Genomic DNA, 22,377 nt, shown 5'->3' on the forward strand with positions numbered 1-22,377 from the left:
TGTCCGGATGACCGACAATGCTCAGGTCCTGACTGCGCGTGAGTGCCATGGCTTTGCATCCGTACGATCTGTTCGATGTCCGTTCCCTGCTCAACGAGGAAGAGCGCGCGGTGCAGGAGAGCGTCGCCCGCTTCACCAACGAGCGCGTGCTGCCGATCATCGGCGATGCCTTCGACCAGGCCCGCTTCCCCGATGAACTGGTGCCGGAGATCGCGTCACTGGGCCTGCTCGGTGCGACCCTGCCGACCGAGTACGGCGGCGGTGGCCTCGGCGCAGTCAGCTACGGCCTGATCTGCCAGGAGCTGGAGCGCGGCGATTCGGGCCTGCGCAGTTTCGTCTCGGTGCAGAGCTCGCTGTGCATGTACCCGATCTACGCCTATGGCAGCGAGGAACAGCGCCAGCAGTGGTTGCCGGCGATGGCGCGCGGCGAGCTGATCGGCTGCTTCGGCCTGACCGAGGCGCATGGTGGTTCCGACCCGGCCAGCATGAAGACCCGCGCGGTGCGCGATGGCAGCGACTGGCGCATCACCGGCAGCAAGATGTGGATCACCAGCGGCCCGGTGGCCGACCTGGCCATCGTCTGGGCACAGACCGAGGACGGCATCCAGGGCTTCGTGCTGGAAAAGGGCATGGCCGGTTTCACCACGCAGGAAATCAAGCACAAGATGAGCCTGCGCGCGTCGCTGACCGGTGCGCTGTTCTTCGATGACGTGCGCGTGCCCGACAGCCATCGCCTGCCGAACGTGAAGGGCCTGAAGGGCCCGCTGGGCTGCCTGACCCAGGCCCGCTATGGCATCAGCTGGGGGCCGATCGGTGCGGCCATCGCCTGCCTGGATGAAGCGCTGGGCTATGCCAAGGAGCGCGTGCTGTTCGGCCGCCCGCTGGCGGCCACGCAGAGCGCGCAGATCAAGCTGGCCGAAATGGCCCGCCGCATCACCACCGCGCAGCTGCTGGCGCTGCAGCTGGGCCGCCTGAAGGAAGCCGGTCAGTTGCAGCCGCAGCAGGTCAGCCTGGCCAAGTGGAACAACTGCCGCATGGCCATCGACATCGCCCGCGAGTGTCGCGACCTGCTGGGCGGGGCCGGCATCACCACCGAACACGTGGCGATCCGGCATGCACTGAACCTGGAATCGGTGATCACCTATGAAGGCACCGAGACCGTGCACCAGCTGGTGATCGGCCGCGAACTGACCGGCATCAACGCGTTCTGAAACCTGGTTCCGGTGGGTGCCAACCTTGGTTGGCACTTCGGGCGCACGCGAAAGGCATCCACGCATGGCGTGGATCTACCGGGTGGGTGCTCCGACCTGCCTGTGGTAGGTGCCAACCTTGGTTGGCACATTTCTTCAGCGCGCGACCGGGCATCGGTGCGGACCAAGGTCCGCACCCACCAGAAGCGGTTTACGCCCCGCCGGCAAACCCGTGCTGGCGCCACGCCTCGTACATCACCACCGCAACGGTGTTGGAAAGATTGAGGCTGCGGTTGTCCGGCCGCATCGGCAGGCGCAGGCGGCGGCCATCGGGCAGCGCATCGAGCACGTCCTGCGGCAGGCCACGGCTTTCGGGGCCGAACAGGAAGGCATCACCGTCTTCGAACGCCACGCTGTCATAGCGGACGCTGGCACGCGTACTCAGGGCGAACAATCGCTTCGGTGCGATCCGCGCCAGCGCGGTGTCCAGGTCGGGGTGCACCTGCAGGCGCGAGTACTCGTGGTAGTCCAGGCCGGCGCGCTTGAGCTGCTTGTCTTCCAGTGCGAAGCCGAGCGGCTCGACCAGGTGCAGCTGCGCGCCGGTGTTGGCGCAGAGCCGGATCACATTGCCCGTGTTGGGCGGGATTTCCGGTTGGAACAGGATCACGTGGAACTGGGGCGCGGCATTCATCGGCGCAGTGTACCTGCGACGGCCGCCGCCTTTACGGCGCACGCCCTGCGCTGGGCAGGGCGGCACCGCTTACGGGCGCAGCAGGACCTGGGCGGTTTCGGTGGCCAGGGCCTGCAGGTCTGCAGCGCTCGGACGCACCTGCAGGGCCGGCAGGTTGGTGATGACCTGGTTTGCGACGCTGGTGGCGGCTGCGGCCAGGGTGGCGGCGTAGCGCTGGGCTTCCAGCTCGGCGGCCAGGGCGACGCGCTGTTCCAGGCTCGGGCGCACTTCCACCGAGGCCAGGGTGGTGATCGGCAGTGCGGCGGCGACCGGGGCGGCGACGTAGCCGCTGCGCTCGGCCAGCTGGTCGGCGCTCGGGCGCACTTCCACGGTGGCCAGGGTCGGGATGCCGCTGGCCTGTTCCCAGGCCTGCTGGGCCAGCTGGTCGGCGGCCGGGCGAACCTGCACGGTGGACAGGGTCTTGATGGATTCGGAGGCCTGCACCGACGAAACAACCGCGGTGCCGGCGATCAGGGCGATGGCGATGGCAATGGTCTTGGCGTTCATGACGGGGCCTGTTTAGTGTTGGTGAGCGGTGGTGTGGTAGTAATGTAGTACACCAATTCTGGGCTTGCAAGGAAAATTTTCGATTTCCTGCATTTGTTCAGTCTTCAGTCAGCTTTCGTCTGAAGCCCTTCTTGGCGCAGGAAGTACCAAGCAATCCCCGTGCCAACTTTTAGTTGTTGATTTACAAGGCTTTTATTTCGATTCGAAAGTGTCCGGTGGGCGGACACCTGTCCATTCCTCGCGCTGCGGACACTGTCCGGACGCCTTCAGCCGACGCATGTGACGGTTCAGGAGCCCCGTTGGAGCCCGGCCGGATGGGCCTCGGGGCAAAACACCCCCAGTGACTGCTGGCCGATTCCTGCCGTTGCGCGCGCAGGCTAGGATCGGGGTTCACCTATGTGACCAAGGATCCGGAAATGTCTCTCGCCCTTCGCCCGCGCGCTGCACTGCTGGCTGTCGCCCTCAGCACCGCCCTGGGCACGCTCGCGCCCACCTCTGCACTGGCCGCCAGGCAGGCGGCACCGGCCAAGGTCGATATCCCGTTCGAGCAGTTCACCCTGCCCAATGGCCTGCGCGTGATCGTGCATACCGATCGCAAGGCGCCGATCGTTGCGGTCAATGTCTGGTACCACGTAGGCAGCAAGGATGAGCCGGCTGGCCGCACCGGCTTCGCGCACCTGTTCGAGCACTTGATGTTCCAGAGCAGCGAAAACCACGACGGCGAGTACTTCGAGCCGTTCAAGCAGGTCGGTGCCACCGGCCAGAACGGCACCACCAACACCGACCGCACCAACTACTTCGAGAACGTGCCGACCACCGCGCTGGACATGGCGCTGTGGATGGAGTCGGACCGCATGGGCCATCTGGTGGGTGCGATCGACCAGGCCGCGCTGGACGAGCAGCGCGGCGTGGTGCAGAACGAGAAGCGCCAGGGCGAGAACCAGCCCTACGGCCAGGCCTGGGACCAGATCAACAAGGCGCTGTATCCGGTTGGCCACCCGTACCACCACGGCGTGATCGGCTCGATGAACGATCTCAACGCGGCCTCGCTGGACGACGTGAAGACCTGGTTCCGCACCTGGTACGGCCCGAACAACGCGGTGCTGGTGCTGGCCGGTGACATCGACCTTGCGACCGCCAAGGAGAAGGTCGCCCGCTACTTCGGCAGCATCCCCGCTGGCCCGACCATGGCGCAGCCGGCGGTGAACGTGGCCAAGCGCAGTGCCGATACCCGCGAGACGATGACCGACAAGGTGCCGCAGGCACGCATCTACCGCGCCTGGAACGTGCCGCAGGTCGGCACCACTGACATCGACCAGCTGCAGCTGTTCGCCGAAGTGCTGGGCGGCGCCAAATCCTCGCGCCTGAGCCAGCGCCTGCAGCACCAGGACAAGCTGGTGGACAGCATCGGCTCGGGCCTGTCGACCTCGCAGCTGGGCTCCAACTTCGTGATCGTGGCGACCGTGAAGCAGGGCCAGGACCCGGCCAAGGTCGAGAAGATCATCGACGAGGAACTGGATCGCCTGATCAAGCAGGGCCCGACCGCGGCCGAGCTGGAACGCGCCAAGACCGGCGCCCGCGCCGGCTTCATCCGTGGCATCGAGCGCATCGGAGGCTTTGGCGGCAAGGCCGATGCGCTGGCCGAGTGCGCGGTGTTCACTGGCGACCCGGGCTGCTTCCGCACCTCGCTGGCCAATATCGAGAAGGCCAGTGCCGCCGACCTGAGCCGCCTGGGCGCACAGTGGCTGGACAAGGGCAGCCACACCCTGGTGATCGCACCGGGTGAGCGCGTGGCGCTGAAGGAAGACCCGAGCCAGTCGCCGAAGCCCTTCACCGTGCCGGCAGTGGACCCCAAGTACAGCACCCTGCCGGAGCAGGTCGACCGCAAGGCGGGCGTGCCGCAGACCCGCGAGTTCCCGCAGCTGAAGTTCCCGGCGTTGCAGCGCGCCACGCTGAAGAACGGCACCCAGGTGATCCTGGCCGAACGCCATGAAATTCCGGTGGTGCAGTTCAGCTACCAGTTCCCGGGCGGCTTCAGCGCCGACCAGGGCCGCAAGCCGGGCACCGCCAACTTCACCATGAGCCTGATGACCGAAGGCGCCGGCAAGCTCGGCTCGCTGGCCTTCGCCGATGCCGCCGACGCACTGGGTGCCAGCCTGGATGCTTCGGCCGGCCTGGATTCGATGAGCGTGGACCTGTCGGCACTGAAGGAAAACCTGGCACCGTCGCTGGCGCTGTACCGCGACCTGCTGCGCGAGCCGCGCTTCGAACAGGGCGAGATCGACCGGGTCAAGGCGACCTGGATCGCCGGCATCCAGCAGGAAAAGGTCAACCCGGGTGCGGTGGCGATGCGCGTGCTGCCGCCGCTGCTGTACGGCAAGGGCCACCCGTATGCCATCCCGTTCACCGGCAGCGGTGACGAAGCAGCGATCAACGGCCTGACCCGCGAGGACCTGGTCGACTTCCACCACGATTGGCTGCGCCCGCAGAACGGCACCCTGATCGTGGTCGGTGACACCACCCTGGCCGAGATCGTGCCGTTGCTGGACAAGCAGCTGGGCGACTGGAAGGCTGCCGGCGATGCCCCGCAGGTGAAGGCGGCCACCGACGTCGCATTGCCGAAGGGCCCGCGCGTGTTCCTGATCGACCAGCCGGGCGCGGTGCAGGCCAACCTGTTCGCCGGCCAGGTGGTGGCGCCGTCCAGCGCTACCAGCTCGACCCGCTTCGATATCGCCAACGGCGTGATCGGCGGCGACTTCACCTCGCGCCTGAACATGAACCTGCGTGAGGACAAGCACTGGTCGTACGGTGCGCGCAGCAGCGCGGTCAATTCGGTGGGTCAGCGCCCGTGGATGGCCAGCGCGCCGGTGCAGATCGACAAGACCGGCCCGGCGCTGGCGGAAATGCGCAAGGAAATCGCCGCGTTCGCCGACGGCAGCAAGCCGGCCACCGCCGCCGAGGTCAACCGCATCCGCAACATCCAGACCCTGAGCCTGCCCGGTGCCTACGAGACCGCCAGCGCGGTGGCATCGACCATCGGCTCGATCGTGCAGTTCAAGCGGCCTGACGACTACGTGCTGCGTCGCAAGGCCGAGATCGAGGCGATGACCCCGGCGCAGGTGCAGCAGGCCGCCGCCGAGATCAAGCCGCAGGCGCTGACCTGGGTGGTGGTGGGTGACCTCAAGCAGACCGAAGCGGCCGTGCGTGCGCTGAACCTGGGCGAGGTGACGGTGATCGACGCCGAAGGCAACCCGGTCAAGAAATAAGGGATGTGCCTGCCCGCCCCGGCGGGCAGGCCTCCCCGGTAGTGCCGGCCGCTGGCCGGCAACTCCGTGATCCCTACCCGGCTACCCTCGATTCAGGCTGTTCAGGCAGAATCTCCCCATACCCTTCCAGGATCTGCCCATGCGCGTTCTGCTGCTTTCCTCCCTGCTGCTCACCGTCACCGCTTGTACCTGGGTGCCGATCGAACCGGCCGGCAAGGCGACCCGCGTGCTGCCGGCAGGTCCGGTTCCGGCCGGCTGCATCGCCAAGGGCGAGGTAGTGGTCACCGTGAAGAGCAAGGTCGGCTTCTACAACCGCAACCCGCTGCGCGTGCAGGAAGAGCTGGAAACCCTGGCCCGCAACGAGGCCCCGAGCGCCGGCGCCAATGCCGTGCAGGCCGCCGCAGCCCCCGCCGATGGCAGCCAGCGCTTTGCCGCTTTCCAGTGCCCGCCGCGCTGAACGCTTCACCATACGGCCAAGCCTGAATTCGTAAAGATGCGGTGAAGGCCCCGGGGGTTATAGAATAGCGCCCCCTTTTGCCTGAGCCTTGGCGCTAACCTCGATGCTCTTCAAGAATGTCTCGATCGCCGGCCTGGCACACGTTGATGCGCCGCATACGCTGACGACCAAGGAAATCAACGAGCGGCTGCAGCCGACGTTGGATCGCCTCGGTATCCGCACCGACGTGCTCGGCGATATCGCCGGCATCCATGCCCGCCGCCTGTGGGACAACGGCGTGCTGGCGTCCGATGCCGCCACCATGGCCGGCCGCAAGGCGCTGGAAGACGCGGGCATCAATGCGACGCAGGTCGGCCTGCTGGTCAACACCTCGGTCAGCCGCGACTACCTGGAGCCGTCCACCGCCTCCATCGTGTCGGGCAACCTCGGCGTCAGCGACGAGTGCATGACCTTCGACGTCGCCAATGCCTGCCTGGCCTTCATCAACGGCATGGACATCGCGGCGCGCATGATCGAGCGCGGCGACATCGACTACGCGCTGGTGGTGGATGGCGAGACCGCCAACCTGGTGTACGAGAAGACCCTGGAGCGCATGACTGCCCCGGACGTCACCGCCGACGACTTCCGCAACGAACTGGCGGCGCTGACCACCGGTTCGGGTGCTGCGGCGATGGTGATGGCGCGCTCTGAGCTGGTGCCGGACGCGCCGCGCTACAAGGGCGGTGTCACCCGTTCGGCCACCGAGTGGAACCAGCTGTGCCTGGGCAACCTGGACCGCATGGTCACCGACACCCGCCTGCTGCTGATCGAAGGCATCAAGCTGGCGCAGAAGACCTTCACCGCCGCCAAGATCGCCCTGGGCTGGGCCGTGGAAGAGCTGGACCAGTTCGTGATCCACCAGGTCAGCCAGCCGCACACGGCTGCGTTCATCAAGAACTTCGGCATCGACCCGAAGAAGGTCATGACCATCTTCGGTGAGCACGGCAACATCGGCCCGGCCTCGGTGCCGATCGTGCTGAGCAAGCTCAAGCAGCTGGGCAAGCTGAAGAAGGGCGATCGCATCGCGCTTCTGGGCATTGGTTCCGGCCTGAACTGCTCGATGGCCGAAGTGGTCTGGTAAGACCCCCTGTAGAGCCGAGCCCATGCTCGGCTCACGCGCGCAGCGCGGCTCTTCCGCAGCGGACCGGAGAACAGCCGAGCATCGGCTCGGCTCTACACCGCGCCGCGATTCTCTCCAGGTACTCCGCATGCGCGATCTTCCCGGTTACCCCGCCCACCCGCAGCGCTTCGAGGTTCGCCCGGGCCTGTCGATGAACTATCTCGACGAAGGCCCGCGCGACGGCGAGGTGGTGGTGATGGTGCACGGCAACCCGTCGTGGAGCTATTACTGGCGCACGCTGGTGGCCGGCCTGTCGGACACATACCGCTGCATCGTGCCGGACCATATCGGTATGGGCCTGTCGGACAAACCCGATGACAGCCGCTACGAGTACACGCTGCAGTCGCGCGTGGATGATCTGGACGCGTTGCTCAAGCACCTGGGCATCACCGGCCCGGTGACCCTGGCCGTGCACGACTGGGGCGGCATGATCGGCTTCGGCTGGGCGCTGTCGCACCATGACCAGGTCAAGCGCCTGGTGGTGCTCAACACGGCCGCGTTCCCGATGCCGGCGGCGAAGAAGATGCCGTGGCAGATCGCGCTGGGCCGTCACTGGAAGATCGGCGAGTGGATCATCCGCACCTTCAATGCGTTCTCGTCCGGTGCGTCGTGGCTGGGCGTGGAGCGCAAGATGCCGGCCGATGTGCGCCGCGCCTACGTGTCGCCGTACAACAGCTACGCCAACCGCATCAGCACCATCCGCTTCATGCAGGACATTCCGCTGTCGCCGGCCGACAAGGCCTGGTCGCTGCTGGAACGCGCCGGCAAGGCGCTGCCGTCGTTCGCCGACCGCCCGGCCTTCCTCGGCTGGGGTCTGCGCGACTTCGTGTTCGACCACCACTTCCTGAAGGGTTTCCAGGCCGCGTTGCCGAAGGCGCAGGTGCATGTCTTCGAGGATGCCGGGCATTACGTGCTGGAAGACAAGCACGAGGTGCTGGTGCCGGAGATCCGCGCGTTCCTGGACAAGAACCCGATCTGAGCGGTGTGCCGACCAACGGTCGGCACCCACCGGAAGAGGTAATGGGTAGGTGCCGACCGTTGGTCGGCACACCGGCCGGGTTCATGAGGTTGCCGGCCAGCGGTCGGCACGACCACTACGCTGCGACCGGTGCCTGCGGCGGCGAAGACGGGCTGTTGCCGTTGTCATCGGGATGGTCGTCATCATTGTCGGCGTCATCGCGCCAGCGCCAGTCGGCCAGCGTCAACGGATCCAGGCCATAGGCGATGCGCGCCTTGTCGCACTGCGGGCTGGCCTTTCCGTACTCCCACGATGCATCCACCTCGCGGCACACGCTGGGCCGGTTGGGATGGATGGTGCAGCGTGAATACACGCCGATCTGCGCATCCAGTGCCACGCAGCGCACCGGTTTGGAATGGGTGCCGCGCATGCACAGGCGGTGCGGGTCCAGCACCTCGGTCAGCTGGTGCGGCACGCCGCCGGGGGTGACCTCGTCTGATTCCATCCAGTGGAAGGCCACGCGGTATTGGGTGCAGCAGGCGCCGCAGGTCATGCAGGGATGTTGCATGGGCAAGCCGCCTCGGGCGGCAGTCGGAATCAGGAACGAGGGTGCGGATTTTCCACGAAGTGGGCCGCCGCGCAAGAAATTCCGTAAGCGGCGACAATGAACGGATGAACCGACCCTGCAATATTGCGGCCCGTTTGCCTGAACTGGCGCGTGAACGCCCCGACCAGATCGCCATCCGCTGCCCCGGCCGCCGGGGCGCCGGCAACGGCATGGCCGCCTACGACGTCACCCTGGATTACCGCCAGCTGGATGCCCGCAGCGACGCCATGGCCGCCGGCCTGGCCGGCTACGGGATCGGCCGCGGGGTGCGCACGGTGGTGATGGTGCGGCCCTCGCCGGAGTTCTTCCTGTTGATGTTCGCGCTGTTCAAGCTGGGCGCGGTGCCGGTGCTGGTCGACCCGGGCATCGACAGGCGCGCGCTGAAGCAGTGCCTGGACGAGGCGCAGCCGGAAGCCTTCATCGGCATTCCGCTGGCCCATGTGGCACGGCTGGTGCTGCGCTGGGCGCCCTCGGCGACTCGCCTGGTGACCGTCGGCCGCCGCCTCGGCTGGGGCGGAACCACCCTGGCCGCGCTGGAGCGCGCCGGCGCCAATGGGGGGCCGATGCTGGCCGCCACCGACGGCGAGGACATGGCCGCGGTCCTGTTCACCAGCGGCTCCACCGGCGTGCCCAAGGGCGTGGTCTACCGCCACCGCCATTTCGTCGGCCAGATCCAGCTGCTGGGCAGTGCCTTCGGCATGGAAGCGGGCGGGGTGGACCTGCCGACCTTCCCGCCGTTTGCCTTGTTCGACCCGGCGCTGGGCCTGACCTCGGTGATCCCGGACATGGACCCGACGCGGCCGGCGCAGGCCGACCCGGCACGCCTGCACGATGCCATCCAGCGTTTTGGCGTGACCCAGCTGTTCGGTTCGCCCGCGCTGATGCGGGTGCTGGCGAAGCATGGCCGGCCGCTGCCGACGGTGACCCGGGTGACGTCGGCCGGTGCGCCGGTGCCGCCGGACGTGGTCGCCACCATCCGCAGCCTGCTGCCCGCCGACGCACAGTTCTGGACGCCCTATGGCGCCACCGAGTGCCTGCCGGTGGCAGTGGTGGAGGGCCGCGAGCTGGAGCGCACCCGTGCCGCTACCGAAGCCGGCGCCGGGACCTGCGTGGGCAGCGTGGTCGAGCCGAACGAGGTGCGCATCATCGCCATCGATGACGCACCGCTGCCGGACTGGTCGCAGGTGCGCGTGCTGGCCACCGGCGAAGTGGGCGAGATCACCGTGGCCGGACCGACCGCCACCGACAGCTACTTCAACCGCCCGCAGGCCACGGCCGCGGCGAAGATCCGCGAGACGCTGGCCGATGGCAGCACGCGCGTGGTGCATCGCATGGGCGACGTCGGTTACTTCGATGCGCAGGGCCGCCTGTGGTTCTGCGGGCGCAAGACGCAGCGCGTGGAAACCGCGCACGGCCCCCTGTACACCGAACAGGTCGAGCCGGTGTTCAACACCGTCGCAGGCGTGGCACGTACCGCACTGGTCGGCGTTGGTGCCCCGGGTGCGCAGGTACCGGTGCTGTGCGTGGAACTGCAGCGTGGCCAGTCCGACAGCCCGGCACTGCAGGAAGCGCTGCGTGCGCATGCCGCAGCCCGTGTGGCAGACGCCGGTCTGCAGCACTTCCTGGTGCATCCATCGTTCCCCGTCGATATCCGTCACAACGCCAAGATCGGCCGCGAGAAGCTCGCCGTCTGGGCCAGCGCTGAACTGGAGAAGCGCGCATGAAGATCCTGGTCACCGGTGGTGGTGGTTTCCTTGGCCAGGCGCTGTGCCGCGGGCTGGTCGAACGTGGCCACCAGGTCCTGGCGTTCAACCGCAGCCATTACCCGGAGCTGCAGGCGATGGGCGTGGGCCAGATCCGTGGCGACCTGGCCGATGCGCAGGCGGTGCTGCACGCGGTGGCCGGCGTTGACGCGGTATTCCATAACGGTGCCAAGGCCGGGGCGTGGGGCAGCTATGACAGCTACCACCAGGCCAACGTGGTCGGCACCGACAACGTGATCGCCGCCTGCCGTGCGCACGGTATCGGCCGGCTGGTCTACACCTCCACGCCCAGCGTGACGCATCGCGCCACCCACCCGGTGGAAGGCCTCGGCGCCGACGAAGTGCCTTACGGCGAGGATTTCCAGGCACCGTATGCGGCGACCAAGGCGATTGCCGAACAACGCGTGCTGGCAGCCAATGACGCCTCGTTGGCGACGGTGGCGCTGCGTCCGCGCCTGATCTGGGGCCCGGGCGACCAGCAGCTGGTGCCACGCTTGGCCGAACGTGCGCGGCAGGGCCGCCTGCGCCTGGTGGGCGATGGCACCAACAAGGTGGATACCACGTACATCGACAACGCCGCGCTCGCGCACTTCCTCGCTTTCGAGGCATTGGCGCCGGGCGCCGCGTGTGCGGGCAAGGCCTACTTCATTTCCAACGGCGAACCGCTGCCGATGCGCGAGCTGGTCAACAAGCTGCTGGCCGCTGTTGGCGCACCCACCGTGGACAAGGCGATCAGCTTCAAGACCGCCTACCGCATCGGCGCTGTCTGCGAGCGGTTGTGGCCGCTGCTTCGCCTGCGTGGCGAGCCGCCGCTGACCCGCTTCCTGGCCGAGCAGCTGTGCACGCCGCACTGGTACAGCATGGCGCCGGCGCGCCGTGACTTCGGCTACGTGCCGCAGGTCAGCATTGAAGAAGGGCTGAGAAGGCTGAAGGCTTCATCTGCTGCATAGATCGCCATCACTGGTTGCACACCGCAGGATCGGGAGGATGGACCCACGCCATCCAAGGCTCGACCACCCGCGAGGAGCGCCATGCTGCATTACGCCATCATTTTCTTTGTCATCGCCATCATCGCCGCCGTTCTGGGCTTCTCCGGCATCGCCGGTGCCGCAACGAACATCGCCTGGATCCTGTTCGTGGTGTTCCTGATCCTTGCGGTGATTTCGATGTTCCGCAAGCGCGGATAGAAGACCGCAGGGTGGTGCCGGCCGGTGGCCGGCACTGTTCTTTCCGGTGGGTGCCGACCGTTGGTCGGCACGCCTCTTTAGTAGAGTCGAGCCATGCTCGACTGCTTCTCATGAGTCGAGCTTGGCTCGACTCTACAGAGGATCTTCGAGCATGGCTCGACTCTACACAGAGAGGCCCTACACTGCGCTTTGCAATCCGCGATCGGCTTGGTGACGCTCCAGCGCCAGTTCGATCAGGCGCGTGATCAACGTCGTGTAGTCGACACCGCTGGCACCCCACAGCTTCGGGTACATGCTGATGCGGGTGAAGCCCGGCAGCGTATTGACCTCGTTGATGACGATCTCGCCCTCTGCGGTGAGGAACACATCCACGCGCGCCATGCCCGCACACTCCAGCGCCTGGTAGGCCTGCAGCGCGATCTGCTGGATGCGCGCCTGGGTTGCAGCATCAATGTCCGCCGGCACCACTACTTCTGCGCCATCCTCGTTGATGTATTTGGTGTCGTAGGCGTAGAACTCGTCGTGCACCACCACCTCGCCACACAGACTGGCCTGCGGATGCGCGTTGCCCAGCACCGCACACTCGATCTCGCGGCCGACCACGGCCGATTCCACCAGCACCTTGTGGTCGTAGCGCAGCGCCAATGCCAGTGCCTCGGCGAAACCGCCTGCATCCTTTACCTTGCTCACACCCACCGACGAACCCTGGTTGGCCGGCTTCACGAACAGCGGCAGGCCAAGTGCAGCGATCAGCGCTGAGACATCGACCGTATCGGCTTCATGGCGACGGATGCACATCCACGGAGCCACCTGCAGGCCCGCATCACGCAGCAGGCGTTTGGTCACATCCTTGTCCATGGCTACCGCCGAGCCCAGCACCGGCGAGCCGACGAAGGGCAGGTTGGCCATGCGCAGCAGCCCCTGCAGCGCACCGTCCTCGCCCAGCGGCCCGTGCACGATCGGCAGCACCACATCGATCTGGCCCAGTGCACTGGCCGCATCGGACGGCTGCAGCTGCGCCTGTTCCGCACCCGGGCGCACCGCCAGCGACGTGCCGGACCCATGCAGCGCGATGCGCGAGGGATCATCGGCATTGATGAGGAAGGTATCCGGCTGGCTCAGATGCCACTGGCCCTGCTTGTCGATACCGACCAGCACCGGCTCGAAGCGCTCGCGATCAAGCGCATCGAGGATGTTCTTCGCCGACTGCAGCGAAACTTCGTGCTCGGAGGACTTGCCCCCGAAGATGATGCCGACCCGGGTCCGTGCCATGGGGAGTGCGATGTCCTGTGCGTTGCGTGGCCGTACAGCATGAACCTTCCATTGCCGCTCAGGTGAGGCACAGATGAACCGCCTGGCGGCCGGCTCAAGTAGCGGCCAACCTTGGTTGGCTCCCGGAAATCCAGCGCCGACCAAGGTCGGCATCTACCAACGCGAGATGCCATCAGCATTGGGGTCAGAGCCCGTTGCGCAGCAACGGGATCCGACCCCGGATAGCCTGACAGATCGCAGGAACCTGTCGAAGGCGGGGTGGGTCCGGTTGCGGGGGCGTGAGCCGCATGGATGCGGCGACCGAGCTTACATGGACGTACTTGCAGCGTCCCCCGCAACCGGCCCCACCCCGCCTCCCACAGGAAGCCAGCCTTTGATGTTGCTCTGGCAGTGGCCTCTGCGGGTGCCGGGCAGCAGCCCGGCCCAAGCCCCCCACCCACGCAGGTAGAATGCACACATGGCTCTCTCCCTGCTCAAGTCCCTCAAGCCGGTCGCTGGCCGCGCCCTGCAGATCGCCCTGAACCGCGCGCTGGCGCTGGATCCGGATACCCGCCATGCACTGGCCAGCCTCGACGGCCGGCATATCGACCTGACCCTGGAAGCGCCGTCGCTGGCCATGCGCATCAGCGTCGACGGCGACCAGCTGCGGGTCGGCCCGGTGGATGCGCAGGAAGCCGACCTGGCCGTGCGCAGCAGCCTGGCCGGCGTGCTCGCGCAGCTGCCGCTGCTGGCCAACGCACGGCGCGGTGACAACAACGGCAAGGGCCGCGTGCGCGTGGCCGGCGATGCCGAACTGGCGCGCCGCCTGCAGCAGCTGGCCAAGGGCTTCGATCCCGACTGGCAGCAACCGTTCGTCAGCGTGTTCGGCGAGGTACTGGGCGTGCAGGTCGCCAATACCCTGCGCAGTGCCCTGCAGCACGCGCGCCAGGGCGCGGTCGACCTGGCCCACAGCGCCGCCGAGTTCCTCACCGAGGAATCGCGTGATGTAGTGCCGCGCGCTGAACTGGATGCCTTCCACGACGACGTGGACGTGCTGCGTGATGACGTCGAGCGGCTCGGTGCCCGCGTGCAGCGCCTGCGGGGTGCCGCATGAAGGCGGTGCTGCGGGCAAGCCGCATCGGCCGGGTGATCCTGCGTTACCGTCTCGACGACCTGCTGCAGGGCACACCGGCCGAACGCTGGCTGCGCCTGGCCAAGCCGTTCGTGCCGCGCGCCTCGGCCGACATCGCCGCACAGTCGCGCGGTGCGCGCCTGCGCCTGGCGCTGCAGGATCTCGGCCCGATCTTCGTCAAGTTCGGCCAGATCCTGTCCACCCGCCGCGACCTGGTGCCGCCGGATGTGGCCAATGAGCTGACCCTGCTGCAGGACAGGGTCAAGCCGTTCGATGGCGAGACCGCGCGCCGCATCGTCGAGGAAGCACTTGGCCTGCCGGTCAGCGAGGCGTTCGCCAGCTTCGATACCGAACCGCTGGCCTCGGCTTCGATCGCGCAGGTGCATGCGGCCACGCTGGCCGATGGCCGCCAGGTCGTGGTCAAGGTGTTGCGCCCGGGCATCGAGAAGCAGATCGATGCCGACATCGCGTTGCTCAATTCGCTGGCCGCCCTGGTCGAGCGCACCCATCCGCGCGCCGACAAGATCCGTCCGCGCGAAGTGGTGGCCGAGGTCGAAAACACCCTGGCCGCCGAGCTGGACCTGCAGCGCGAAGGCGCCAATGCCAGCGTGCTGCGCCGCTTCTGGCAAAACTCCGACGACCTGTACGTGCCGGAAGTGATCTGGAGCCACACCGCCGAGCGCGCGCTGACCCTGGAGCGGGTGTGGGGCATTCCGTCCGATGACATCGCTGCACTGGACAAGGCCGGCATCGACCGCAAGGCGCTGGCCGCCAAGGGCGTGCGGGTGTTCTACACCCAGGTGTTCCGCGACAACTTCTTCCATGCCGATGCGCACGCCGGCAACATCTGGGTCGACACCGATCCGTCGCGTCGCGCCAACCCGCGCTTCATCGCGCTGGACTTCGGCATCATGGGTCAGCTGTCGCAGGAAGATCAGTACTACCTGGCCGAGAACTTCATGGCCATCTTCAACCGCGACTACCGCCGCATCGCTGAACTGCATGTGCAGGCGCGCTGGATGCCGGACAACGTGCGCATCGACGATCTGGAAGCGGCCGTGCGTTCGGTGTGCGAGCCGTACTTCACCCGCCCGCTGTCGCAGATCTCGCTGGCCGAAGTGCTGATGAAGCTGTTCCGCGTGGCCCAGCGTTACCAGCTGACCCTGCAGCCGCAGCTGATCCTGCTGCAGAAGACCCTGCTGAACATCGAAGGCGTCGGCCGCCAGCTCGATCCGCAGATCGACATCTGGGCGGTGGCCAAGCCGGTGCTGGCGAAGATCCTGCGCGAGCGTTACAGCCCGCGCCGGGTCGTGCGCGAGATCGGCAAGCGCCTGCCGGAAATCATGACCCACGCGCCGGACATGCCGCGCCTGGTGCACGCCTGGCTGACCCAGCAGGTGGAAGGCCGCCACGAACTGTCGATGCGTTCGCGCGACCTGGCCGCACTGGATGCCAGCGTGCAGCGCCTGCAGACGCGCGCGGTGGGTGCCATCACCGGTGTCGGCCTGCTGGCCATCGCCGCACTGATGTATGTGCTGCAGCCGCCGGGCTGGTACTGGGGCGACGTGCCGGCGTGGAGCTGGCTGTCCGGTGCGGTCGGCGCAGTGGCGCTGCTGCGCGCGTGGTGGAAGTAGGCCCCATGCTGCAGGCACTCAAGGAGAAACTGGCCCGCTTCGGCGCCGACAACGACGCCCGCGAAAGCGCGCGTGGCCGCCGCATGCTCAACATCACGCCGGAGACGGGGGAATTCCTGTCCGTGCTGGTCCGCTTCGGCGCTGCGCGCCGGGTGCTGGAGATCGGCACCTCCAACGGCTATTCGACGCTGTGGCTGGCCGAGGCTGCCGCCGCCATCGACGGCCACGTGACCACGCTGGAATACGCCGAGGACAAGGCGGCGATGGCGCGTGGCACCTTCGCGCGCAGCGGCCTGGCCGATCGCATCACGCTGGTCCACGACGATGCCGGGCCATGGCTGGCACAGGCCGCCGATGCCAGCATTGACCTGCTGTTCCTCGATTCGGACCGCGGGCAATACGCCGGCTGGTGGCCGCAGCTGCGCCGCGTGCTGCGCCCGGGGGGCCTGCTGGTGGTGGACAACGCCACCTCGCATGCGGAAGAGATGGAACCGCTGCGTGTGCTGCTGGACGCTGATCCGGACTTCAGCACCAGCCTGGTGCCGGTGGGCAATGGCGAGCTGTTGGCCGTACGCAGCGCCTGACCGCTCTACATCGGTAGGTGCCAACCTTGGTTGGCACGCTGTTGCCGGTCGCGCAGAGCAGCCGAGCATGGGCTCGGCTCTACAGTAAGCAGGCCCTTATAATCCCGCGGTGAGCACCGAACCCGATACCCTCGCCGCGGTCGAGACCGACACCGCGCCCCTGCAGCTGCTGCACCTGGATGAGCGCCTTGCCGTGGTCAACAAGCCTGCCGGGCTGATGGTCCACGACAGCAAGCTGGCCCGTGGCGAAGACGACTTCCTGGCCGACCGCCTGCGCGAGCAGCTGGGCCGACCGATCTTCCTCGTGCATCGCCTGGACCGGGCGACCAGCGGCTGCCTGCTGCTGGCGTTCGACCGCGAGACCGCCAGCGCGCTGGGCAAGGCGCTGATGGGCGGCGAAGTGCTGAAGGACTACCTGACCGTCTGCCGTGGCTGGCCGGCCGAACTCGCCTGGCAGGTCGACCATGATCTGGATGGCGGCCCGGGCAAGCCGGTGAAGAAGCCGGCGGTCACCGACTTCCAGCGCCTGGCCACCGGCGAGCTGTCGGTGCCGGTCGGTGAATTCACCAGCTCGCGTTACGCGCTGCTGCGCTGCCAGCCCCAGACCGGGCGCTTCCGGCAGATCCGCCGGCACCTGAAGCATCTTTCGCATCACATGATCGGCGACACCAGCCACGGTGATGGCCGCCACAACCGCATCTTCCGCATGCAGGGCGTGCACCGCATGCTGCTGCATGCCGAGCGCCTGCGCTTCCCGCATCCCGATGGTGGCATGGTGGATGTACGTGCGCCGCTGGACCGCGAGTTCCAGAAGGCGCTGGACCTGTTCGGCTGGCACCAGGACCTGTAGAGCCGAGCCCACGCTCGGCTGCGCTTCACGGCGCTGCGCGCCGCCGCCCGAGCATGGGCTCGGGCGCTACGGAAATCCCGGTCACTTCTTTTCCGGCTCGTTGACGATCGCTTCCAGGTCCTTCTGCAGGTCCGCGAACAGCGGCTGCATGCGGGCCTGGATGGCCACCATCACGTTCTGCATCAGGGCCGGGGTCTTGTCCAGCAGGCTCTGGCCGGCCGCGCTCTCGTAGAACTCGGCCATCGCCAGCACGTCTTCCTTGCTGAAGGTCTTCTTGTACAGGTCCACGTACATCGGCCGCAGCTGCTGCCACGACAGGGCCTGGCGAAGGGTCTGGCTGGTCCGCGCCTGGATCCGCTTCAGCTGTTCCTGCTGCTGGGCATTGAGCTGGCGCTGTGCGGCCACCTGCTGGAACTGCTGCTGCTGCATTGCCTCGATCTGCGGCAGCATGGTGTCGATCATGCTCTGCGCCCGCGACGCGGACAGCAGGCGGTTGATGTCGCCATCGGTCGGTGGCGCGGCCAGGGCCGGAACGCTGGCCACGGCCAGCGCCAGCAGCAGGGCGGCGCGGCGCAGCAGGGGCGGCAGGGCGGGTACGAAGCGGGTCATGCGGGCTTCCTGCGGTACATGGGACGGCCAGCATACCCGCAGCCAAGGCGAAGGCGGCGTGTTCGGTACCTGATCGGCGGCATACGGTGCGCGATGCCGCACTCCGGCACGTGGCTGCCGCTACAATGCGCGGATGGGCAGTGGACCGGTCACCATCAGCGCGCAACTTGAAATCCCCGACGGCGAGATCGTCGAGCGGTTCGTGCGTGCCAGTGGTGCCGGTGGCCAGAACGTCAACAAGGTCTCCACCGCGGTGGAACTACGTTTCGACGTGGCCAACTCGCCCTCGTTGCCCGAACCGTTGCGCGCGCGCCTGCTGGCGCGGCGTGACCGGCGCATGACCGGCGAAGGCGTGCTGGTCATCGACGCGCAACGTTTCCGGACCCAGGATCGCAATCGCGAGGATGCGCGCGATCGGCTGGCGGCCTTCATCCAGGCCGGGCTGAGCGTGCCCAAACCGCGCAAGGCCACCAAGCCGACCCTCGGGTCGAAACTGCGTCGTCTGGACGCCAAACGCGGGCGCGCGCAGATCAAGCGCGGGCGCTCATCACGTGACTGGGAGTGATTGCTTGAACAACCCGACTTCGTTGCTGCCGGCCGTGCCGCCGCAGATGCCGCAGGTCAAACCCAACGCCTTCCTGCGCTGGCTGGCGCGCTGCACCCTGCGCATGGGCGGCTGGAAGGTGACCGGTACCCTGCCTGACATCCCCAGGCTGGTCTTCATCATCGCCCCGCATTCGTCCAACTGGGATGGCCTGTGGGGCATGGCGGCCAAGATCGCGCTGGGCATGAAGGTCAAGGTGCTGGGCAAGGCATCGCTGTTCTGGTGGCCGCTGGGCCCGCTGCTGCACAAGCTGGGCGTGATCCCGCTCGATCGCAGTTCGCCGCAGGGCACGGTGGGGCAGGCGGTGGACCTGCTGCGCAACAACGAGAAGATGTGGTTCGCGATCACGCCCGAGGGCACCCGCAAGGCGGTGAAGGACTGGAAGGCCGGCTTCCTGAAGATCGCCCGGATGGCCGACGTACCGATCCTGGCCGCGTATTTCCACTACCCGGAAAAGACCATCGGCATCGGCCCGCTGTTCACGCCCAGCGGCGATGACGCCGCCGACATGGCCGCCATCCGCGAGTTCTACCGGCCCTGGATCGGCAAGACCCGCGGTACGGTTTGAGCCTGCCACAGGCCGCCGCATAGACGCCACGTCCGGCACATGCCGGGCGAGCGCGACAGGAGTAGGGTGGAGGGCTGGTATCCCGTACCGTCTGCCCAAGGAGTGTTTTACATGTCGCGTACCGTAGTCCTGGCCGCCGCCATCAGCCTGGCGCTGGCGGCCTGTTCCGGCAAGGAGTCCACCCCCGTGTCCGATGCCCAGAAAGCCCCGGCCCAGCAGCCAGCCGAAGCCTCCACCAATCCGCTGCTGAGCGCCAGCACGCTGCCGTTCCAGGCGCCGCAGTTCGACAAGATCAAGGACAGCGACTACCTGCCGGCGTTCGAGGAAGGCATGCGCCAGCACCTGGCCGACGTGCGCAAGATCGCCGACAGCAGCGAACCGGCCACCTTCGACAACACCATCGTGGCGATGGAGCGCAGCGGCGAGACCCTGAACCGCGTGTCGCGCATCTTCTTCGGCCTGGTCCAGGCCGATACCAACGATGCACGCCAGAAGATCCAGGAAGAAGTGGCGCCGAAGCTGGCCGCGCACCAGGACGAGATCAATCTCGATCCGAAGCTGTTCGCGCGCGTGAAGTCGCTGTACGACCAGCGTGACACGCTGGAACTGGATCCGGTGCAGAAGCGCCTGGTCGAGCATTACTACGACGGCCTGGTGCGCGCTGGCGCGCAGCTGTCCGACGCCGACAAGGCGAGCCTGCGCAAGCTCAACGTGGAAGAAACCACCCTTTCCACCCAGTTCCACACCCGCCTGGTGGCCGCCACCGCCGCAGCGGCCGTCGTGGTCGACGACAAGGCCAAGCTGGCTGGCCTGGACGAGAATGCGATCAACAACGCTGCCAACGCCGCCAAGGAGCGCAAGCTGGATGGCAAGTTCCTGCTGCCGTTGCAGAACACCACCCAGCAGCCGGTGCTCGGCTCGCTGAGTGACCGCGACCAGCGCGCCGCCGTGCTGAAGGCTTCGGAAACCCGCGCCGAGCGCGGCGATGCCAACGATACCCGGCAGACCGTACAGCGCCTGGCCCAGCTGCGCGCGCAGAAGGCCAAGCTGCTCGGCTTTGACACCTTCGCCGACTACCAGCTGGGCGACCAGATGGCCAAGACCCCGGCCGCCGCGCTCAAGCTGCTGACCGACACCGTGCCGGCCGCCACCGCCAAGGCCCGCGCCGAAGCCGGCGAGATCCAGAAGGTGATCGACGCGCAGAAGGGTGGGTTCCAGGTCGCCGCCTCGGATTGGGACTTCTATGCCGAGCAGGTGCGCAAGGCCAAGTACGATCTGGACGAGTCGCAGATCAAGCCGTACTTCGAACTGGACAACGTGCTGCAGAACGGCGTCTTCTACGCCGCCACCCAGCTGTACGGCATCACCTTCAAGCCGCGCACCGACATTCCGACCTACAACCCGGACATGAAGGTGTACGAAGTGTTCGACAAGGACGGCACCTCGCTGGCCCTGTTCTACACCGACTACTTCAAGCGTGACAGCAAGTCCGGTGGCGCCTGGATGGACGTGTTCGTCGAACAGGATGGCCTGACCGGTGCCAAGCCGGTGGTCTACAACGTCTGCAACTTCACCAAGCCGGCCGCCGGCCAGCCTGCGCTGATCAGCTTCGACGACGTCACCACCATGTTCCATGAGTTCGGCCACGCACTGCATGGCATGTTCTCGAACGTGAAGTACCCGTCGATCGCCGGTACGGCCACCTCGCGTGATTTCGTCGAGTTCCCGTCGCAGTTCAACGAACACTGGGCGCTGGACCCGAAGGTGTTCGCCAACTACGCCAAGCACTACAAGACCGGCGAAGCGATGCCGCAGGAACTGGTCGACAAGATCCTCAAGGCACGCAGCTTCAACCAGGGCTACGCGACCACCGAGTACCTGTCGGCCGCACTGCTGGACCTGGCCTGGCACACGCAGAAGGCCGACGCGCCGCTGCAGGATGTCGGCGCCTTTGAAGCCAGCGCGCTGAAGAAGTTCAAGGTCGACCTGCCGCAGGTGCCGCCGCGTTACCGCACCACCTACTTCGACCACATCTGGGGTGGTGGTTACTCGGCTGGCTACTACGCCTACTTCTGGGCGGAAGTGCTCGACCATGACGCCTACCAGTGGTTCACCGAACACGGTGGCCTGACCGCGGCCAACGGCCAGGAATTCCGCGACAAGATCCTCTCGCGCGGCAACAGCGTGGAGCTGTCGACCCTGTACCGCGATTTCCGCGGCAAGGACCCGTCGGTGGAACCGCTGCTGAAGTTCCGCGGGCTGAAATAAGAAACAGAAAACGGCGGGGGAAACCCCGCCGTTTTTCTTTGTGTAGAGCCGAGCCCATGCTCGGCTGATGTTTCCTGGAAAGGCAGCCGAGCATGGGCTCGGCTCTACAAAGGCGGAAAAGCCAGTCGAGCATGGCTCGACGCTACACAAGCGCTTTACGTCCCCACATGCACCCGGTTCGCCTGCTCGGCCAGCCCCAGGTAATCCAGCGCGATATCCAGCGCCAGCACATAGCTCTGCGCGCCATACCCGGCGGCGATGCCCAGGCGCTGGCCGACACCGGCCGGCAGGCACGGCTCGGCCACCGCGCCGTCGTCATGCACTTCCACGTAGGCGTTGTGCAGGTAGGGCAGCAGCCGCTGCAGGCGCAGGCTGTTGGCACACGCACCCGGGTCAAGCAGCGTCACCTCGCCACGGCTGTGGTCGGCCACGCGCAGGGCATCCAGCAGTTCCTGTTCCGAGCCGCAGGCGCGGATCGCCACGCTGGTGCCGGCGTCGATCGCGCGATGCACCAGTGACTTCAGTACCGGCGCCGGCAGTGGCATCGCCGTGCGGATCAATGCACCGGCGGCTTCCGGGCCACGGATGATGAAGATCGACATGGCTCAGCCCTCCTGCGCCAGGCGGCGGCCAACGATGGCCAGCGACAAGGGATAACCGGCCTGCTGGCTGCGCTGGTCCACCACCACTGCTGCGGGGCCATGCTGCAGGCGCAGGCGTGCCTCGAGGCCGGGTTCGCTGGGCGCCTGCAGCTCGATGTACTGCGCCGGCAGCCGTTCCAGCGCCGCCTGCAGCGCGCCACCTTCGGCCTGCCATTGCGCCTCGTCGGCGGCACCAACATCCAGCAGTACCCAGTCGGCCGAGCGCGCCTGCGGCTGGCACAGGCACTGGCGTACCTCGGACAGGCTGGCGCAGTCGCTGCACAGCACGCGATGGCCGCTCAACTGCGCCGGCAGCTGCGGGCGCGGCGCCGACGGAGACGCGTGGCGGATCACCAGGAGGGTCATACAACACCTTGCGGAATGCGCCCTGTGGCGCGGTGGGCACACGATG

22 protein-coding genes are annotated in these 22,377 nt (G+C 67.1%); 15 read left to right on the top strand and 7 right to left on the bottom strand.

Annotated elements, in window-relative coordinates; all coding sequences use genetic code 11:
• The first annotated feature begins 47 nt into the window (after positions 1-47).
• Entirely contained in the window at positions 48-1,211 is a 1,164-nt protein-coding gene (locus FQS62_RS00945) for an acyl-CoA dehydrogenase family protein (RefSeq protein ID WP_049446160.1), read from the top strand.
• A 190-nt stretch (positions 1,212-1,401) separates the two neighbouring features.
• On the opposite strand, the gene FQS62_RS00950 is transcribed toward FQS62_RS00945, so the two are convergent.
• Positions 1,402-1,881, bottom strand: a complete 480-nt coding sequence (locus FQS62_RS00950; protein WP_005407625.1) for a tRNA (cytidine(34)-2'-O)-methyltransferase — start codon at positions 1,879-1,881, stop codon at positions 1,402-1,404.
• A gap of 69 nt (positions 1,882-1,950) precedes the next feature.
• Positions 1,951-2,427, bottom strand: coding sequence for an XAC0231 family protein (locus tag FQS62_RS00955; protein WP_049446162.1), 477 nt, complete (start codon positions 2,425-2,427; stop codon positions 1,951-1,953).
• Positions 2,428-2,843: 416 nt separating this feature from the next.
• On the opposite strand from FQS62_RS00955, the gene FQS62_RS00960 reads away from it, so the two are divergent.
• The 4 genes from FQS62_RS00960 to FQS62_RS00975 all read left to right on the top strand — a co-directional run bounded on the left by FQS62_RS00960 (position 2,844) and on the right by FQS62_RS00975 (position 8,288).
• On the top strand, positions 2,844-5,693 hold the full coding sequence (locus tag FQS62_RS00960; protein ID WP_088480027.1) for a M16 family metallopeptidase: 2,850 nt from the start codon (positions 2,844-2,846) through the stop codon (positions 5,691-5,693).
• A gap of 139 nt (positions 5,694-5,832) precedes the next feature.
• Positions 5,833-6,150: a DUF4156 domain-containing protein gene (locus tag FQS62_RS00965; RefSeq protein WP_005407628.1), complete on the top strand. Its 318-nt coding sequence runs from the start codon at positions 5,833-5,835 to the stop codon at positions 6,148-6,150.
• Between the two features lie 103 nt (positions 6,151-6,253).
• A complete protein-coding gene (locus FQS62_RS00970) occupies positions 6,254-7,270 on the top strand; it encodes a 3-oxoacyl-ACP synthase III (RefSeq protein ID WP_004135358.1) in 1,017 nt (338 codons plus the stop codon).
• Positions 7,271-7,397: 127 nt separating this feature from the next.
• The gene (locus FQS62_RS00975; protein WP_208043962.1) at positions 7,398-8,288 is read left to right on the top strand and encodes an alpha/beta fold hydrolase; all 891 of its coding nucleotides are present in this window, start codon (positions 7,398-7,400) and stop codon (positions 8,286-8,288) included.
• A gap of 115 nt (positions 8,289-8,403) precedes the next feature.
• Here FQS62_RS00975 and FQS62_RS00980 read toward each other — a convergent pair whose 3' ends face one another.
• Positions 8,404-8,835: a YkgJ family cysteine cluster protein gene (locus tag FQS62_RS00980; RefSeq protein WP_029380125.1), complete on the bottom strand. Its 432-nt coding sequence runs from the start codon at positions 8,833-8,835 to the stop codon at positions 8,404-8,406.
• Between the two features lie 104 nt (positions 8,836-8,939).
• Here FQS62_RS00980 and oleC point away from each other — a divergent pair, with 104 nt between their 5' ends.
• The 3 genes from oleC (at position 8,940) to FQS62_RS00995 (ending at position 11,824) form a co-directional block, all read left to right on the top strand.
• Positions 8,940-10,598, top strand: a complete 1,659-nt coding sequence (oleC, locus tag FQS62_RS00985) for an olefin beta-lactone synthetase (protein WP_049446168.1) — start codon at positions 8,940-8,942, stop codon at positions 10,596-10,598.
• Positions 10,595-11,587 carry a 2-alkyl-3-oxoalkanoate reductase gene (gene oleD / locus FQS62_RS00990; RefSeq protein WP_154348328.1) on the top strand — a complete coding sequence of 331 codons (993 nt, stop codon included), beginning with the start codon at positions 10,595-10,597 and terminating at the stop codon, positions 11,585-11,587. Before oleC ends, oleD begins: the two co-directional genes overlap by 4 nt.
• Positions 11,588-11,668: 81 nt before the next feature.
• A complete protein-coding gene (locus FQS62_RS00995) occupies positions 11,669-11,824 on the top strand; it encodes a DUF1328 domain-containing protein (protein ID WP_005407633.1) in 156 nt (51 codons plus the stop codon).
• A gap of 177 nt (positions 11,825-12,001) precedes the next feature.
• Here the strand turns inward: FQS62_RS00995 and ddlA are convergent, their stop codons facing one another.
• Positions 12,002-13,096, bottom strand: a complete 1,095-nt coding sequence (ddlA, locus tag FQS62_RS01000; protein WP_226053498.1) for a D-alanine--D-alanine ligase — start codon at positions 13,094-13,096, stop codon at positions 12,002-12,004.
• Positions 13,097-13,553: 457 nt separating this feature from the next.
• Between ddlA and FQS62_RS01005 the strand changes: the two genes are divergently transcribed.
• The 4 genes from FQS62_RS01005 to FQS62_RS01020 all read left to right on the top strand — a co-directional run bounded on the left by FQS62_RS01005 (position 13,554) and on the right by FQS62_RS01020 (position 17,275).
• Entirely contained in the window at positions 13,554-14,189 is a 636-nt protein-coding gene (locus FQS62_RS01005; RefSeq protein ID WP_049447239.1) for a ubiquinone biosynthesis accessory factor UbiJ, read from the top strand.
• Entirely contained in the window at positions 14,186-15,841 is a 1,656-nt protein-coding gene (ubiB, locus tag FQS62_RS01010; RefSeq protein ID WP_049447241.1) for a ubiquinone biosynthesis regulatory protein kinase UbiB, read from the top strand. Before FQS62_RS01005 ends, ubiB begins: the two co-directional genes overlap by 4 nt.
• Before the next feature lie 5 nt (positions 15,842-15,846).
• Positions 15,847-16,425, top strand: a complete 579-nt coding sequence (locus FQS62_RS01015) for an O-methyltransferase (RefSeq protein ID WP_049447243.1) — start codon at positions 15,847-15,849, stop codon at positions 16,423-16,425.
• A gap of 109 nt (positions 16,426-16,534) precedes the next feature.
• Positions 16,535-17,275 (top strand): pseudouridine synthase, encoded by a 741-nt coding sequence (locus FQS62_RS01020; protein WP_049447245.1) that lies wholly within the window; start codon positions 16,535-16,537, stop codon positions 17,273-17,275.
• An 81-nt stretch (positions 17,276-17,356) separates the two neighbouring features.
• Here the strand turns inward: FQS62_RS01020 and FQS62_RS01025 are convergent, their stop codons facing one another.
• Positions 17,357-17,884, bottom strand: a complete 528-nt coding sequence (locus FQS62_RS01025; RefSeq protein WP_057499624.1) for a DUF2059 domain-containing protein — start codon at positions 17,882-17,884, stop codon at positions 17,357-17,359.
• 133 nt (positions 17,885-18,017) lie between these two features.
• Here FQS62_RS01025 and arfB point away from each other — a divergent pair, with 133 nt between their 5' ends.
• The 3 genes from arfB (at position 18,018) to dcp (ending at position 21,324) form a co-directional block, all read left to right on the top strand.
• Positions 18,018-18,449: an alternative ribosome rescue aminoacyl-tRNA hydrolase ArfB gene (gene arfB, locus FQS62_RS01030; RefSeq protein ID WP_032130467.1), complete on the top strand. Its 432-nt coding sequence runs from the start codon at positions 18,018-18,020 to the stop codon at positions 18,447-18,449.
• A gap of 4 nt (positions 18,450-18,453) precedes the next feature.
• Entirely contained in the window at positions 18,454-19,056 is a 603-nt protein-coding gene (locus tag FQS62_RS01035; RefSeq protein ID WP_049447249.1) for a lysophospholipid acyltransferase family protein, read from the top strand.
• A gap of 111 nt (positions 19,057-19,167) precedes the next feature.
• On the top strand, positions 19,168-21,324 hold the full coding sequence (gene dcp, locus FQS62_RS01040; protein WP_088480834.1) for a peptidyl-dipeptidase Dcp: 2,157 nt from the start codon (positions 19,168-19,170) through the stop codon (positions 21,322-21,324).
• A gap of 155 nt (positions 21,325-21,479) precedes the next feature.
• On the opposite strand, the gene FQS62_RS01045 is transcribed toward dcp, so the two are convergent.
• A complete protein-coding gene (locus FQS62_RS01045; RefSeq protein ID WP_049447252.1) occupies positions 21,480-21,926 on the bottom strand; it encodes a hypothetical protein in 447 nt (148 codons plus the stop codon).
• 3 nt (positions 21,927-21,929) lie between these two features.
• Entirely contained in the window at positions 21,930-22,331 is a 402-nt protein-coding gene (locus FQS62_RS01050; RefSeq protein WP_049410017.1) for a hypothetical protein, read from the bottom strand.
• Positions 22,332-22,377: the final 46 nt, after the last annotated feature.

The sequence above is a fragment of the Stenotrophomonas sp. SBJS02 genome (genome assembly GCF_020428325.2).
GTDB lineage: Bacteria > Pseudomonadota > Gammaproteobacteria > Xanthomonadales > Xanthomonadaceae > Stenotrophomonas > Stenotrophomonas africana.

Bases quoted from the DNA above. Each gene is read 5' to 3' on its own strand.
- FQS62_RS00945 (WP_049446160.1), top strand. From the start codon at position 48: ATGGCTTTGCATCCGTACGATCTGTTCGATGTCCGTTCCCTGCTCAAC.
- FQS62_RS00950 (WP_005407625.1), bottom strand. From the start codon at position 1,881: ATGAATGCCGCGCCCCAGTTCCACGTGATCCTGTTCCAACCGGAAATC.
- FQS62_RS00955 (WP_049446162.1), bottom strand. From the start codon at position 2,427: ATGAACGCCAAGACCATTGCCATCGCCATCGCCCTGATCGCCGGCACC.
- FQS62_RS00960 (WP_088480027.1), top strand. From the start codon at position 2,844: ATGTCTCTCGCCCTTCGCCCGCGCGCTGCACTGCTGGCTGTCGCCCTC.
- FQS62_RS00965 (WP_005407628.1), top strand. From the start codon at position 5,833: ATGCGCGTTCTGCTGCTTTCCTCCCTGCTGCTCACCGTCACCGCTTGT.
- FQS62_RS00970 (WP_004135358.1), top strand. From the start codon at position 6,254: ATGCTCTTCAAGAATGTCTCGATCGCCGGCCTGGCACACGTTGATGCG.
- FQS62_RS00975 (WP_208043962.1), top strand. From the start codon at position 7,398: ATGCGCGATCTTCCCGGTTACCCCGCCCACCCGCAGCGCTTCGAGGTT.
- FQS62_RS00980 (WP_029380125.1), bottom strand. From the start codon at position 8,835: ATGCAACATCCCTGCATGACCTGCGGCGCCTGCTGCACCCAATACCGC.
- oleC (WP_049446168.1), top strand. From the start codon at position 8,940: ATGAACCGACCCTGCAATATTGCGGCCCGTTTGCCTGAACTGGCGCGT.
- oleD (WP_154348328.1), top strand. From the start codon at position 10,595: ATGAAGATCCTGGTCACCGGTGGTGGTGGTTTCCTTGGCCAGGCGCTG.
- FQS62_RS00995 (WP_005407633.1), top strand. From the start codon at position 11,669: ATGCTGCATTACGCCATCATTTTCTTTGTCATCGCCATCATCGCCGCC.
- ddlA (WP_226053498.1), bottom strand. From the start codon at position 13,096: ATGGCACGGACCCGGGTCGGCATCATCTTCGGGGGCAAGTCCTCCGAG.
- FQS62_RS01005 (WP_049447239.1), top strand. From the start codon at position 13,554: ATGGCTCTCTCCCTGCTCAAGTCCCTCAAGCCGGTCGCTGGCCGCGCC.
- ubiB (WP_049447241.1), top strand. From the start codon at position 14,186: ATGAAGGCGGTGCTGCGGGCAAGCCGCATCGGCCGGGTGATCCTGCGT.
- FQS62_RS01015 (WP_049447243.1), top strand. From the start codon at position 15,847: ATGCTGCAGGCACTCAAGGAGAAACTGGCCCGCTTCGGCGCCGACAAC.
- FQS62_RS01025 (WP_057499624.1), bottom strand. From the start codon at position 17,884: ATGACCCGCTTCGTACCCGCCCTGCCGCCCCTGCTGCGCCGCGCCGCC.
- arfB (WP_032130467.1), top strand. From the start codon at position 18,018: ATGGGCAGTGGACCGGTCACCATCAGCGCGCAACTTGAAATCCCCGAC.
- dcp (WP_088480834.1), top strand. From the start codon at position 19,168: ATGTCGCGTACCGTAGTCCTGGCCGCCGCCATCAGCCTGGCGCTGGCG.
- FQS62_RS01045 (WP_049447252.1), bottom strand. From the start codon at position 21,926: ATGTCGATCTTCATCATCCGTGGCCCGGAAGCCGCCGGTGCATTGATC.
- FQS62_RS01050 (WP_049410017.1), bottom strand. From the start codon at position 22,331: ATGACCCTCCTGGTGATCCGCCACGCGTCTCCGTCGGCGCCGCGCCCG.